We start from the raw sequence: 13,731 nt of genomic DNA on the forward strand, positions 1-13,731 counted from the left end.
CTTATCTCCCCCAAGAGTCCACATCGACGGGGAGGTTTGGCACCTCGATGTCGGCTCGTCGCATCCTGGGGCTGTAGTCGGTCCCAAGGGTTGGGCTGTTCGCCCATTAAAGCGGCACGCGAGCTGGGTTCAGAACGTCGTGAGACAGTTCGGTCCCTATCCGTCGCGGGCGTTGGAAATTTGAGAGGAGCTGTCCTTAGTACGAGAGGACCGGGATGGACTTACCGCTGGTGTACCAGTTGTCTCGCCAGAGGCATCGCTGGGTAGCTATGTAGGGAAGGGATAAACGCTGAAAGCATCTAAGTGTGAAGCCCACCTCAAGATGAGATTTCCCATTCTTTTAAAGAAGTAAGATCCCTGAGAGATGATCAGGTAGATAGGTCAGAAGTGGAAGGCCAGTGATGGTTGGAGCGGACTGATACTAATCGATCGAGGACTTAACCAAAAGAATCGTGGACTTGGTTGTTTCAAACGTATTTCAAATCCAGTTTTGAGTGAGCAAAGACTTACTCAACTAAATAGTGTGGTGGCGATAGCGAGAAGGATACACCTGTAACCTTGCCGAACACAGAAGTTAAGCTTCTTAGCGCCGATTGTAGTGAAGGGTTTCCCTTTGTGAGAGTAGGACGTCGCCACGCATCATTCCGGCATAGCTCAGTTGGTAGTAGCGCATGACTGTTAATCATGATGTCGTAGGTTCGAGTCCTACTGCCGGAGTTCTCTTTTGGAGAAGTAAAAATTAAGCTCTTTTTAACTATGGAGAGTTGTCCGAGTGGCCGAAGGAGCATGATTGGAAATCATGTAGATGGGTAACCCTGTCTCAAGGGTTCGAATCCCTTACTCTCCGTTTGTTACTTGGTCCGTTGGTCAAGTGGTTAAGACACCGCCCTTTCACGGCGGTAACACGGGTTCGAATCCCGTACGGATCATTAGTTGAATATTTGGGGGTTTAGCTCAGCTGGGAGAGCATCTGCCTTACAAGCAGAGGGTCAGCGGTTCGAACCCGTTAACCCCCATTGAATGTTGGTCCCGTAGTGTAGTGGTTATCACGCCTGCCTGTCACGCAGGAGATCGCGGGTTCGAGTCCCGTCGGGACCGCCATTTATTATTTGACTAAAATTAAGCATAATATTGTGGCTCGGTAGCTCAGTTGGTAGAGCAATGGATTGAAGCTCCATGTGTCGGCAGTTCGATTCTGTCCCGCGCCACCATGGAGGAGTAGCGAAGAGGCTAAACGCGACGGACTGTAAATCCGTTCCTTCGGGTTCAGTGGTTCGAATCCACTCTCCTCCATTTTAGGGGTATAGTTTAAAGGTAGAACAGCGGTCTCCAAAACCGTTAGTGTGGGTTCAATTCCTGCTACCCCTGCCATTATTATGGCGATCGTGGCGAAGTGGTTAACGCACCGGATTGTGGCTCCGGCACTCGTGGGTTCGATTCCCATCGATCGCCCTTTTCTTTTTGGGGTATAGCCAAGCGGTAAGGCAAGGGACTTTGACTCCCTCATGCGTTGGTTCGAATCCAGCTACCCCAGTTGGTTTCATTTGAAATCATAAAATAGTATAATGGCGCTATAGCCAAGTGGTAAGGCAGAGGTCTGCAAAACCTTCATCACCGGTTCAAATCCGGTTAGCGCCTTAGTACTACTATTTATAACATGCCGGCGTGGCGGAATTGGCAGACGCGCTGGACTCAAAATCCAGTGCCCGTTGAGGGCGTGCCGGTTCGACCCCGGCCGCCGGTATTCAGGGTAAATCATCTGAGAGTTAATTCTCAGATGATTTTTTTATTTCAAAAACTTCTGAAAATCGATATTTTTACTATGCTTAAGATAAATAGAAACTGTGCAAATAAATTATAGAAAATAACTAAAAAATTTACAAAAAGAGGTTGAACTTTGTGGCAAAGAATTGTATACTAACAAAGTACTAAATGACATGCCGGCGTGGCGGAATTGGCAGACGCGCTGGACTCAAAATCCAGTGTCCGTTGAGGACGTGCCGGTTCGACCCCGGCCGCCGGTATTGAAAACCTACTAGTTTGTTAGTAGGTTTTTTTGTATTCGAGAATGGGAATGAACTCAGATAGGAGAGAATGCAAATGAAGTTAGCAGAGGCTTTGATTGAACGTCGAGATCTTCAGAATAAACTCCTGGAATTGAAAAATCTAATGCTTGCGAATACGTTGGTGGAAGAAGGCAGTGAGCCGGATATTGAAGTGGCTGATTTGCTGGGCCAATACGATCAGGCAAGTAAGCAATTGGAAGATTTGATTGTTGCGATAACGAAGCGTAACCAAGAAGTTGTAGTTACAGTGAATGGTACAACGTGTTCTTTGCAAAGCTTACTGGCTAAAAGAGCACGCTTACGGCAAAAATATGATTTGTATACCAGTGTGTTAGAAGCGACTCGGGAAAATAGGCGTTTTGGGCGCAATGAGATTCGCATGGTCAAGACGGTGAGCGTGAAGGATTTCACTGAGAAGTTGGACGAGTTGGCCAAAGCTTTACGGCAAACAGACGGGGTAATTCAGCAGACGAATTGGCTAGAAGAGTTGTAAGAAAATGGGTGGGTGAATCAAAGGCGAGCACAAAGGCGTCTGTACACGCATCGTATGTACAACCAATGTGGGCGAGGCTGTAGCTTTTTAAAAACAGATGACAGCAAATCAATCACGAGGGTACTGCTAATCAATGATTACTAACTGACCATGTGCTGATTTGATTCGGTTGGGAAAAAGTCTGGGGGAAACCTCGGGCTTTTTGTATGGAGCCATATCTCACTGTCACAAGAGGATGAAAAAAGACACTACCGCGAATCGAGGTAGTGTCTTTTGGTTTGAGGTTTAACTGAAAAAGTAAGTTTCACCAACCATTTGTTTTACATCGGCATAGTCTGCGGTGATTTCCCGATTGTGGGCGTCTGCGGTTTCGCGATCGCATAATTCACAGCTTTCCACGCGGAAGATGATGCCACCATTTGTGATTTTTTCTGCTGTACCTACCATATTGCGATGGAAACGTTCCGGTTTCACTTCGTACTTTTGACCTAGGATGATTTCTTTTTTCATGGTTATCAAAGCCTCACTCTCTCACATAGTACCTATATGATACCATACCAATCTTGTTTAGAGAACTGGAAAACCGTGAATTTACACGGTTTTAGGTTGTATATACAAACAGACCTATTTTGTGAAAAAGGCTTAAATAAGGGAAGTGTGCGCTTCCAAAAATAGAAAAAAAGTTGAGAGGTATATACAAGATGTCTGGTTTTAGATAATAAGTTAATCGTGATTTTTTAAGCGGAAAGTAAAATGCTTGTTTTCTAAAGAAGTTGTTTGCCAATAAGAAGACCATAAAAGTCAGTGTGCTGGTGCTCGATTGCTTTTGATAAGGGTTGTCGTCCCTTATAATGAAAAAAAAGGAGGAGACGAGTATGAAAGATGGTAGTTACTGGGTAGGGGCCTTACAAGCCGGGCGGATTTCTTATGGGGAGTTGTACCAGGAAATAGCAAATCGAGTCGCAAAACACAATCCACAGCTAAATGCCTTGGTCACTTGGGACCTTGCAGGAAGTCTGGCGCAACAAGAGACGACACCAGATCTTTTACAACGTCCTTTTGCCGGCTTACCGATTCCTTTGAAGATGCTAGGGCAAAATAAAAAAGGCTGGCTCAATACCAATGGTTCTCGGCTTATGGCAGAAGTGCGCGCCCGGAAGACGGACCATTTCGTTTCCCGTATGGAAGCAATCGGTTTGATTCCTTTGGGTCAGACGAATTCCCCGGAGTTTGGTTTTAAAAATATCACGGATCCTGAACTTTACGGTCCCACAAAAAATGCTTGGGATCACAGCCGGACGCCAGGTGGTTCTAGTGGTGGGGCGGCGAGTGTGGTGGCCAGTGGCATGTTTCCTATGGCAGCTGCCAGTGATGGCGGCGGCTCCATTCGTATCCCGGCCTCATACTCTGGTTTAATCGGTCTTAAGCCTAGTCGGGGACAAATGCCAGTGGGGCCGTCGAACTGGCGGGGCTGGCAAGGAGCCGCGGTGAACTTCTTTTTGACGGTTTCCATACGGGATACCCAGAAGCTTTTTCGCTTGATGAAAGGAACGGAAAGTGCGGCCCCTTACCAAGTGCCAGCAGTCAGACCTATTGAAAAAAAGCGGCTACGAATCGCTGTGATTACGGAGTCGCCTGTGGGAACCCCGGTTTCAGAAGAGGCACGAGCAGCTGTCGTAGAGGCCGGAACGTTTTTGACTAGTATGGGCCATGACGTGACAGAAGTCGCCTGGCCGATTGACGGAGCAGCGCTGATCCGCAGTTATTATTTGATGAATGGGGCAGAGACGGCGGGAATGTTTGCAGATTTAGCCCAAGAATTAGGGAATGTAGATGAATCCTTGCTAGAAGCTTCTACTCGCGCTTTGTGGCGCTTTGGAGAGCAGCTGTCTGCGGCCGACTATGTTCGTTCCTTACACCTTTGGGATCAAGCCAGTGCGCAAATGGAGTCTTTTCACGAGAAATATGATCTCTTGTTGACGCCCACCACGGCCCAAGTAGCACCTAAATTGACTCGTCCTTGGGCTTCAGAAGCAACTTTGGAACGCTTGACCCACATATCGGAACTCTCTTTAGAAGAAGCCCAAGAGGCGATTTGGGCGATGTTTGCCGACAGTCTGGCAATGACTCCTTTCACTCCCTTGGCGAATCTCACTGGGCAGCCGGCCATTAGTTTGCCTACTCATCTTACGAAAGCCGGCTTGCCTTTGGGCGTCCAGCTGATTGCATCTAGAGGACAAGAGGAGCTTTTGTTACAAGTTGGTGCTCTTTTTGAAGCGGCGGGGTTATTTCATTTACCGGAAGCTTATCGGTAAATGTCCAGTACAGTTTGTTAGTAGCAGTCTTTAGTAGAATGATAAAAGGGCTTTCTTCATTGGGCTTTTCCGGTATAATAAAAGCAAATCGGGAAAAATCCCTGTAAAGGAGTCCAATGGAATGAAGGTTTTTACTCATGAAGTGACCGCTAAAAACGGTGAAGTCGGCACACTGACTGCCTATTTACCGACTTATTTTTCAGATTTTGGCGATCAAGCATTGCGCAAAGCTGTGATCATTTGTCCGGGAGGGGGCTATGCCCACGTGTCAGAGCGAGAAGGAGAACCGGTGGCTTTGCAATTGGTAGCGGCGGGATTGGCCGTCTTTGTCTTAGATTACAGTGTCGCACCGGCTATGTATCCTACCGCTTTGACCCAGTTGGCAGAGGCTGTGAGCTACGTGCGACAAAATGCGTCAGCCTGGCACATCGATCACCAGAAGATTCTCGTGGCCGGTTTTTCTGCCGGGGGACATCTAGCGGCATCCTTAGGCACCATGTGGCACAGGAAGCTAGTGGAAATGGGCTTTGATCCAGAAATGATTCGCCCGAATGGTTTGATTCTCAGCTATCCGGTAATTACCGCTGGCGCCTTTGCCCATGAAGGTTCTTTTGAAAACTTATTGCAGACAAAACAAGTAGCGGCTTGGCAAGATCAAAGTCTAGAGTTGCTTGTAAGTGAGCAAGTGCCCCCTGTCTTTATTTGGCACACGGTGGCAGACCAAGCAGTGCCTGTGGAAAATACGTTGCTCTTTGTGAAAGCCTTGCAGCAAGCCCACGTGTCCTACGAATGCCATCTGTATCCCAATGGGCCCCATGGCTTGAGCTTGGCGAATCCAAGCACTGCTACGGCAAACAATCCCGCAGTAGCCAATGTTGCTAGCTGGATAGAGTTGCTAAAGACGTGGTTAGCTACCTTTTATTAAGAACAGACAAAACTCCCTAACTCTTGTTGAGTCAGGGAGTTTTTTGTTTATGAAAGTAACAGCTGGTCATCGCGTAAGGTGGCGCCACTGTTGTGATGGAATAGTTCCATCAGTTGCGGTACGGTGAGGTTTTGCTTTTCTTGGTCTTTTACGTCCACGACAATCTGACCTTGATGAAGCATAATCAGACGATTGCCATAATGTAACGCATCCTCCATGTCGTGGGTGACCATAAAGGCTGTTAAATTTTGTTCGGCGATTAGTTTGGTGGTCAACTCCATAACGGTAATTGAGGTTTTTGGGTCCAAGGCCGCGGTATGCTCATCTAAAAGCATCAGTTCCGGCCGTTGCAATGTCGCCATTAAAAGTGTGATGGCTTGTCGCTGCCCCCCAGACAACAGACCGATTTCGCTGCCTAAGCGATTTTCTAGACCGAGATCTAAGCGGGCTAGCTGTTCTTGAAAGAATTGCCGATCATGGGCTTTGACTCCGGAGCGAAATCCTCGAGAATGGCCTCGTTTCATAGCCAAGGCCATATTTTCTTCCACGGTTAAGCGGACGGCGGTGCCCATTTTAGGATCTTGAAAGACCCGGCTAATGCGCCCGGCTCTTTTTGTGACGGACTGGCGCGTGATATTGTTGCCATTTAATAAAATCTGTCCCTGGCTAACGGGAATCGTGCCGGCGATGCTATTGAGTAAGGTGGACTTTCCGGCGCCGTTTCCTCCAATAATCGTGATGAAATCCCCTGGGTCTAAGGTAAGATTGATACCTCTAAGTACCCGGTTTTCATTAACCGTGCCGGCTTCAAAGGTTTGTACCAGATTATTAATTTCTAATACAGGATTCATTTGGCACCGCCTTTCGCTGCTTTGCGTTGACCAAAGGAAGTCCGGATTTGTGGTAATGACAAGCAGACTACTAAGATCAAAGCAGAGAAGAGTTTAATATCGGAAGGCTGAACATCGAATTCGAAGACGATGGCTAAGATGAAGCGGTAAATCACGGCGCCTAAGACGATGGTCAGCATACGCCAGAGCAGGGGCTTATTGCGGAAGAGGACTTCTGCAATGATAATCGCCGCCAACCCAATGACGATGGTCCCCACACCGGAATTTAGATCAGCATAGCCGTTGTTTTGGGCCAGTAGCGCACCGGATAAGGCGATGCAACCATTGGAGAGCATGTAGCCGATTAATTTCATATTATCCGTGTTGATGCCATTGGCTTCACTCATGGCGTCATTGTCCCCGGTGGCCCGAATCGCCAGCCCCATCTCGGTTTTAAAGAAGAAGTGCAAGACCAAGATGACTAACAGGGCAAAGAGGACGCCCACAATAATTGCCGCATGGGTTTTCGTAAGACCCAGATTTTCAAAAAAGCTGTACACCGTCTTTGAACCTAGTAAAGACAGGTTGGGTGCGCCCATGACACGATTGGTAATGGAGTACAGCCCAGTCATGGTAATAATCCCGGCTAATAGTGCAGGAATCTTCAACTTCGTATGAAAAAGCCCGGTCACAAGTCCTGCTAAGACGCCGCCAAGAAAAGCCAATAGGCAGGCGAGATAAGGAGAGCTTCCTTTTGTAATCGCCAAAGCGGCAATCCCAGCGCCTAAAGGAAAGGTTCCTTCTGCGGTGAGGTCTGCAATGTCCAAGATACGATAGGTCAAAAAGACACCAATGGCCAGTAAAGACCACAGCAGCCCTTGGGAGAGGGCCGATTGAAACAAGATCACTAGATTTCCTACAGTCAACATACGCATTCTCCTTGCTGTCTTTTCCGGTACAGAAGCACTTAGATGTGCTTACTCTGGCTGTTTGATACTTGCTTTGTCAATGCCCAGCGCTTGCGCCATTTCCTCATTGACCACTAAAGTGAATTCTTCGGCGGACTGCACGGGCATCTCAGCCGGATTTTTCTTGCCATCAAGAATCTCTGCTGCCATTTTACCGGTCACTTTTCCTAGAGAGAAGTAGTCGATGCCATAGGTGGCCAAAGCGCCGTTTTCGACTTGTTCCACCGAGCCGGTGATGACTGGGGTCTTAGTTTGTTTGGCGACTTCTCCGACTACGGGGGCAGCGGTGGCAAAGGTATTATCCGTGGGAATGTAAATGGCTTCTACGTCTTTGGCCAAACTGGTGATAACTTGTTGCACGTCGTTGGTCGTATTGGCAGTTAAGACTTTGGCTTTCACGCCGGCGTCTTTTAAGGCAGCTTCAGCGGCATCCGCTTGAATTTTTGAATTGGTTTCGCCAGCATTGTAGGCGATGCCCACGGTTTTTGCGTCAGGTACGATGGAAAGCAATAATTCGATTTGCTTTTCTACCGGGGCCCAGTCGGTGGTACCAGTGACATTAGCACCAGGTTTGTCATTGTCGGCTACCAGTTTGGCTCCGACTAAGTCCGTAACCGCAGTGACGGTAATGGGGATGTCGCTGGTTTCATTTTTCAATGCTTGGGCCGCCGGGGTGGCAATGGCCAAGAGGACGTCAGGGTTTTCCTTGACCAACTTCTCACTCATGGACTTTAAATTGGCTTGGTCGTTTTGTGCATTTTGATAGTCTAACGTAATCTTCTCTTCTGGGTAGCCATTTTCCGCTAGTCCTTCTAAAAAGCCATCATAACTGGCATCTAAAGAGGCGTGGGCCACTAGTTGTAAGACCCCCACAGTCGGTTTTGCGTCAGCTTTATCATAGGCTTTCTCTGCGCCACAGGCAGTCAAAAGACCTGTTGCGACTAGGATTAAACTCAACCATTTTTTCTTTTTCATTTTTTCTCCCCCTAATGTGTTGGAATAAAAACATCCATTTAGTGACCGCCTAAATGGATGTGGTTTTTCCTATTGATTCTGCTGGTGATGAAACCTGTTCACCACGTAAAATGAGATTGCTTAAATTATAAGGGAGTCCTGGGAGACAAGTCAAGAATGAATTCGAAATTTTCAGAAAAATAAGTCGATTTATTGAAAAAAGCAGTCCCAAAAACTGGGAACTGCTTGAAAAGCGTGTTAACTTTTGTTACCCAAGGGGGAGGCGGACGAAAAAGCGGGTGCCCGCTGTCTGGCTACTCGTCACCGAGACAGCACCTTCATGAGCATCGACAATCTCACGAACCAAGGAAAGGCCTAAACCGTTGCCTGCTGATTTGCGGCTAGTATCTCCTTGATAAAATTTATCAAAGACTCGTTTTTGTTCTTTTTCTGGAATCCCCATGCCCCAATCCTGAAAACAAATCTCAAGATACTCGGTGGAGGAAGTAAGGGTAATCGCCACCACAGCGTCTTGCTGGCTGTATTTGATACTATTGTCGATTAAATTTAGCCAGACTTGATAGAGCAGTTCTTCGTTGCCATAAAACTCTTTGCGGGGCAAAGTCAGCTCCCATTGGATATTTTTTGGTTCCCATTGGGGTCTGAGAAACAAGAGGACTTCACGGATTTGTTCGTCTAAGCGAAAGCGGGTTTTGGCCAATGGCGTAGTGGCAGATTCCAGTTTTGTCAGGCGCAAGATATTATTGGTCAAGGTGGCCAACTGTTCTGCGCCTTCCAAGATGCGGCGCTGGTAATCCGCAATCTCCTGTGGGGTTAAATCACTTGTCTGCAAAAGTTGCACATAGCCTTGAATGGTAGCCAAGGGTGTTTTGAATTCATGGGAGACGCTGGCTACAAAGTCATTGCGCAAGGTTTCCATACTGTCTAGTTCCACCACCATGGTATTGAAGTGATCGAACAGTTGCTGAACTTCTTGAATCGGTTGTTTCTCATTCACACGGAGGGAAAAATCTCCTTTGGCTACTTGGTTCATATTGGCGCTAAGCTCACGAATCGGTGCCAGTATTCTACGGCCAACTAAGCCCGCCACGCCAGTTCCGGTGATGATACTAAAAAGGGTAAAGATACTAATGATAATCAAGTGGTTGTCTGGCCCCGGTTTGATGATTTCCTTGCGCATAAGAAAAACCAAGAGTCCCCCAAACAGGATAGACAAGAGCACCAGACTAACAAAAATCAAAGTCACGAAATAAATCCAGAGTTTAGAGTAGAGTTTAGTCTTCATTTGTTAGCACCGCCTTATAGCCTAAGCCCCGAATCGTCAAAATTTGAAAGTCTTCGTTGTCTCTTGTACGTTGGCGCAAGCGCCGAATGTGCACGTCAATCGTTCGTTCCTCTGTGTCTGAATCTGGTCCCCAGAGTTCGGTCATTAATTGTTGCCGAGTGAAGATTTTATTCGGATAGGACAAAAGCTTGTACAGAATTTGAAATTCTTTGTTTCGTAATTCGAAACAGGTGGTGGCAGACGTCACGGTTAGCGTTTCTGAGTTTAAGACCGTTTGGCCACAGACGAGCTCGGTTTCGTGGCTAATCTTCGCCCGGCGTAGGAGTGCATTCACCCGCCAGAGCATCTCTTGGACATTGATCGGTTTAACCATGTAATCGTCAATGCCTAACTGAAATCCCTTTTGCTTGTCGGCAAAGGTATCTTTGGCCGTAATGACCAAAATCGGCAAGTCAAAGCCGGCTTCTCGCAAGTTTTGGGTAAAGGTGAAACCGTCCATGGTGGGCATCATTAAATTGGTGATGATCAAGTCCACATGGGTTTGCGCCAAAAGGTCCAAGGCACTTTGACCATTCTCTGCGACGAAAACCTGAAAGCCGGCTTTTTGCAACACTTGCCGATACAGTTCGGCTAAATTCGGCTCGTCTTCCAGGATTAAGATTTGGTTCATGAACAGCTCCTCCTTGGGCGTAACGAATCAAGAATGTGGGGAAATTGTAGCATTTTTTTGTGAAAGTTGCATGAATATTTGAAAGAAAGGCGGTCATTTCATTTTGAGTTCACAGAAGGATGCTATATTCTCAAAGTAGTAGCCGAGCTTATCGTAAAACAGGAGGTACTCATGTTAGAACTAAAAGAGATTAAGAAGTATTACAAGGTCGGGGATACGACCACGAAAGCGTTAGACGGTGTTTCCGTAGCATTTCGGAAGCAGGAGTTTGTTGCCATTTTAGGTCCTAGTGGCTCTGGGAAGACGACGATGTTAAATGTTATCGGGGGCTTGGACAATTATGATTCTGGGGATATGGTGATCAACGGCAAGTCCACCAAGACCTTTAAAGACAGCGATTGGGATGCTTACCGTAACAATTCCATCGGTTTCGTTTTCCAAAGTTACAATCTTATCAGCCATTTAGGGATTATTGACAATGTGGAATTGGGGATGACCTTAAGTGGGGTCAGCCGCGAAGAGAAGAAACGCCGGGCGGAAGAAGCTTTGGAGCGAGTAGGCTTAAAAGACCACATGCACAAAAAGCCTAACCAGCTTTCCGGTGGTCAAATGCAGCGGGTGGCCATTGCCCGGGCATTAGCCAATGACCCGGAAATCTTGCTTTGTGATGAACCTACGGGCGCCTTGGATTCGGAGACGAGCGTTCAAATCATGGAATTAATCCAAGAACTTTCCCGGGAAAAACTGGTCATTATGGTGACGCATAATCCCGAGTTGGCCACGCAATATGCGGATCGTATCATTGAATTTTCCGATGGGCAAATCGTCAATGACTCCCATCCTCACAAGGAACGGCCCAAACCGGATCAGTTTAACCTAAAGCATACGAAGATGAAATTTACTACCGCCTTAAATCTCTCCTTCAATAATATTCGCACGAAAAAAGGGCGGACGTTTTTAACTGCTTTTGCTTCCAGTATCGGAATCATCGGTATTGCCGTGGTCTTGTCTTTATCCAACGGCTTCCAAAAGCAAATCGACGCCACTCAGACGGAAACTTTGGCGAAATTCCCGATTACGATTTCCAAAGTGACCACCACAGACGATCAAACGGCTTTGCGAAGTGATGAAAAAGCGGAAAAGTACCCGGACAAACAGGTCGTCATTGCGGAAACCAGTGCCGCCGACCAAGCCCAACATACAAACAAAATCGATCAAGAATATGTAGACTATCTCAATGACATCAACCCTGACTTAGCCAACAACATCGGGTACACCCGACTGGCGAATTTGAACCTCATGCGGGATGTGGATGGTACGGTGACTCAAGTCAAGCTGTCCAATGAAGCAGAAGACAGCTCCCAAACCGGCTCCATGATGAGCATGATGTCTTCCATGACCGGCGTGGGTGTTTCCTCTTTTCCGAAGCAGTTGGAAGCGGACGGCACCAATTTCTTAAAGGACAACTACACGTTACTTGCCGGAAGCTACCCTAAGGCCGATACGGATTTGGTTTTAGTAGTGGATGAGAACAATAAAACCAATCTGAACGCGTTGAAAAACCTCGGCTTTGATGTTGAAAACGAGGAGGAACTATCCTTTGATGAACTTCTCGGTACTAAGCTGAAATTAATCGACAACGATGCTTACTACACGCAACTACCAACAGGAAACTTTATTCCAAATCAAGATCTCGACGCCGTCTATCAAGACAGTCGCAATCAAGAATTGACCTTAAGTGGGATTATCCGGGTGAAATCCTCGGCTTCCATGGCGCTTTTATCACCAGGGATTGCGTACAGCGATAGTTTGGTACAGTCGGTGATTGACGCCAATCAAGACTCCGCCATTGTGAAAGCCCAAAAAGACAGTGACATCAATGTTATGACCAATGAAAAAATGGACGCTGCTACGAAAGACAACTTCATGGACTACTTAGGTGCCAGCGCCGTACCGTATTCCATTATGATTTACCCGAACAACTTTAAAGACAAAGATGAAGTTTTGGATTACTTAGATGCTTGGAATAAAGGCAAAAAACAAGATGACAAGATCATCTATTCCGACTTGGCCGGTACTATGACCGACTTAACCGGGGGCTTAATGGATGCCATTACCTACGTCTTAGTGGCCTTTGCTGGGATTTCACTGGTGACCAGTATGATCATGATTGCCATCATCACCTATACTTCCGTTATCGAGCGGACGAAGGAAATCGGGGTCTTGAAAGCTCTAGGGGCCCGCAAGAAAGACATTACCCGGGTATTCGATGCGGAAACCGCCATTTTAGGGGTCTTTTCAGGAACGTTAGGCGTAGTGATTGCGTACTTGCTGACTTTCCCGATTAACTCGATTATTTATCGGTTAACAGAGTTGAAAAACGTAGCTCAATTGGAATTGCAACACGCGATTATCTTGGTGCTGGTGTCTACCGTTTTGACCATGTTAGGGGGCCATATTCCAGCTCGGATGGCCGCCAAAAAAGATGCCGCCATTGCCTTACGCGCGGATTAAATCCTTTAAAACAAGCCTGCCTTTTTCATGAAAGCGTGGTATAATTGCTCCAGGTCATAAAAGCCTCTGCCGCTTTGGCAGTAGGCTTTTATGCGTTTTACGAGAAATGAGGGAATTTCATGGAGACTTCAGAGATTAAAGCCTGGATGAATTCCGGAGAGATTTACTACGAAAACGCCGAAATTTTAGCAGAGCAAGCCCAATATCGGGATCTCTTGTTCCAGTTCAATCATACATTGCCTAGTAAGACACAAGAAAGACAAGAAATCTTGCAGGCGTTACTGGGTTCTTTTGGGAAAGGTTCTTATATCGAAGCGCCTTTTTCTGCCAATTGGGGGAAGAATACTTATTTTGGGAAGCATGTCTATGCCAACTCCCACTTGACCCTAGTGGATGATACTAAGATTACCATTGGGGATTCGGTAATGATGGGGCCCAATGTTACTTTGTGTACTGGAACCCATCCTTTAGAAGCGAGTTTACGGCAAAAAGGTGCCCAATACAATTTGCCAGTAACCATTGAAAAAGGTGCTTGGCTTGGAGCTGGCGTGACCGTCTTGCCAGGAGTAACGATTGGAGAGAATTCCGTGATCGGAGCGCATAGTTTAGTGACACAGGATATCCCGGCAAACGTAGTTGCATATGACAATCCTTGTCGCGTAATCCGTCCATTACCGAAAGAGGAGTGAA

Annotated in this window: 11 protein-coding genes, 13 tRNA genes and 2 rRNA genes; 20 read left to right on the forward strand and 6 right to left on the reverse strand. The window is 46.9% G+C overall.

The features are described 5' to 3' along the window. The 16 genes from I579_RS09805 to I579_RS09880 form a co-directional block, all read left to right on the forward strand. Window positions 1-445, forward strand: a 23S ribosomal RNA gene (locus I579_RS09805); the annotation flags it as partial. A 77-nt stretch (window positions 446-522) separates the two neighbouring features. Further along, window positions 523-638, forward strand: a 5S ribosomal RNA gene (gene rrf / locus I579_RS09810). A 5-nt stretch (window positions 639-643) separates the two neighbouring features. After that, a tRNA-Asn gene (locus I579_RS09815) sits at window positions 644-717 on the forward strand. A gap of 41 nt (window positions 718-758) precedes the next feature. Further along, a tRNA-Ser gene (locus tag I579_RS09820) sits at window positions 759-847 on the forward strand. 10 nt (window positions 848-857) lie between these two features. Then, window positions 858-929: transfer RNA gene (locus I579_RS09825), tRNA-Glu, on the forward strand. A gap of 14 nt (window positions 930-943) precedes the next feature. Continuing rightward, a tRNA-Val gene (locus tag I579_RS09830) sits at window positions 944-1,016 on the forward strand. A gap of 9 nt (window positions 1,017-1,025) precedes the next feature. After that, a tRNA-Asp gene (locus I579_RS09835) sits at window positions 1,026-1,101 on the forward strand. Between the two features lie 34 nt (window positions 1,102-1,135). Then, window positions 1,136-1,211, forward strand: a tRNA-Phe gene (locus tag I579_RS09840). Window position 1,212: 1 nt separating this feature from the next. Then, window positions 1,213-1,293, forward strand: a tRNA-Tyr gene (locus I579_RS09845). A gap of 4 nt (window positions 1,294-1,297) precedes the next feature. After that, window positions 1,298-1,371, forward strand: a tRNA-Trp gene (locus tag I579_RS09850). A gap of 8 nt (window positions 1,372-1,379) precedes the next feature. Next, window positions 1,380-1,452 (forward strand) — tRNA-His (locus I579_RS09855). A gap of 10 nt (window positions 1,453-1,462) precedes the next feature. Further along, window positions 1,463-1,534, forward strand: a tRNA-Gln gene (locus I579_RS09860). Between the two features lie 33 nt (window positions 1,535-1,567). Continuing rightward, window positions 1,568-1,638: transfer RNA gene (locus tag I579_RS09865), tRNA-Cys, on the forward strand. Between the two features lie 21 nt (window positions 1,639-1,659). Further along, a tRNA-Leu gene (locus I579_RS09870) sits at window positions 1,660-1,744 on the forward strand. A gap of 195 nt (window positions 1,745-1,939) precedes the next feature. Beyond that, window positions 1,940-2,024: transfer RNA gene (locus I579_RS09875), tRNA-Leu, on the forward strand. Window positions 2,025-2,100: 76 nt separating this feature from the next. Beyond that, the gene (locus tag I579_RS09880; RefSeq protein WP_010753260.1) at window positions 2,101-2,559 is read left to right on the forward strand and encodes a DIP1984 family protein; all 459 of its coding nucleotides are present in this window, start codon (window positions 2,101-2,103) and stop codon (window positions 2,557-2,559) included. A 285-nt stretch (window positions 2,560-2,844) separates the two neighbouring features. Here I579_RS09880 and I579_RS09885 read toward each other — a convergent pair whose 3' ends face one another. Beyond that, window positions 2,845-3,069, reverse strand: a complete 225-nt coding sequence (locus I579_RS09885; RefSeq protein WP_010753261.1) for a hypothetical protein — start codon at window positions 3,067-3,069, stop codon at window positions 2,845-2,847. Between the two features lie 365 nt (window positions 3,070-3,434). Between I579_RS09885 and I579_RS09890 the strand changes: the two genes are divergently transcribed. Beyond that, window positions 3,435-4,874, forward strand: coding sequence for an amidase (locus I579_RS09890; protein ID WP_010753262.1), 1,440 nt, complete (start codon window positions 3,435-3,437; stop codon window positions 4,872-4,874). A 121-nt stretch (window positions 4,875-4,995) separates the two neighbouring features. Further along, the gene (locus I579_RS09895) at window positions 4,996-5,799 is read left to right on the forward strand and encodes an alpha/beta hydrolase (protein WP_010753263.1); all 804 of its coding nucleotides are present in this window, start codon (window positions 4,996-4,998) and stop codon (window positions 5,797-5,799) included. Between the two features lie 47 nt (window positions 5,800-5,846). Here the strand turns inward: I579_RS09895 and I579_RS09900 are convergent, their stop codons facing one another. The 5 genes from I579_RS09900 to I579_RS09920 all read right to left on the reverse strand — a co-directional run bounded on the left by I579_RS09900 (window position 5,847) and on the right by I579_RS09920 (window position 10,527). Then, window positions 5,847-6,650, reverse strand: a complete 804-nt coding sequence (locus I579_RS09900; protein ID WP_010753264.1) for an ABC transporter ATP-binding protein — start codon at window positions 6,648-6,650, stop codon at window positions 5,847-5,849. Continuing rightward, the gene (locus I579_RS09905) at window positions 6,647-7,558 is read right to left on the reverse strand and encodes an ABC transporter permease (protein ID WP_010753265.1); all 912 of its coding nucleotides are present in this window, start codon (window positions 7,556-7,558) and stop codon (window positions 6,647-6,649) included. The genes I579_RS09900 and I579_RS09905 overlap by 4 nt, the downstream gene beginning before the upstream one ends. Before the next feature lie 48 nt (window positions 7,559-7,606). Continuing rightward, window positions 7,607-8,572 carry an ABC transporter substrate-binding protein gene (locus I579_RS09910; RefSeq protein ID WP_010753266.1) on the reverse strand — a complete coding sequence of 322 codons (966 nt, stop codon included), beginning with the start codon at window positions 8,570-8,572 and terminating at the stop codon, window positions 7,607-7,609. Window positions 8,573-8,819: 247 nt separating this feature from the next. Beyond that, a complete protein-coding gene (locus tag I579_RS09915; RefSeq protein ID WP_010753267.1) occupies window positions 8,820-9,857 on the reverse strand; it encodes a HAMP domain-containing sensor histidine kinase in 1,038 nt (345 codons plus the stop codon). Continuing rightward, window positions 9,847-10,527 carry a response regulator transcription factor gene (locus I579_RS09920; RefSeq protein ID WP_010753268.1) on the reverse strand — a complete coding sequence of 227 codons (681 nt, stop codon included), beginning with the start codon at window positions 10,525-10,527 and terminating at the stop codon, window positions 9,847-9,849. Before I579_RS09920 ends, I579_RS09915 begins: the two co-directional genes overlap by 11 nt. Before the next feature lie 171 nt (window positions 10,528-10,698). Between I579_RS09920 and I579_RS09925 the strand changes: the two genes are divergently transcribed. Then, a complete protein-coding gene (locus I579_RS09925; protein ID WP_010753269.1) occupies window positions 10,699-13,041 on the forward strand; it encodes an ABC transporter ATP-binding protein/permease in 2,343 nt (780 codons plus the stop codon). A gap of 119 nt (window positions 13,042-13,160) precedes the next feature. Further along, window positions 13,161-13,730 carry a sugar O-acetyltransferase gene (locus tag I579_RS09930; RefSeq protein ID WP_010753270.1) on the forward strand — a complete coding sequence of 190 codons (570 nt, stop codon included), beginning with the start codon at window positions 13,161-13,163 and terminating at the stop codon, window positions 13,728-13,730. Window position 13,731 lies beyond the last annotated feature (1 nt).

The sequence above is a fragment of the Enterococcus asini ATCC 700915 genome (genome assembly GCF_000407365.1).
GTDB lineage: Bacteria > Bacillota > Bacilli > Lactobacillales > Enterococcaceae > Enterococcus_C > Enterococcus_C asini.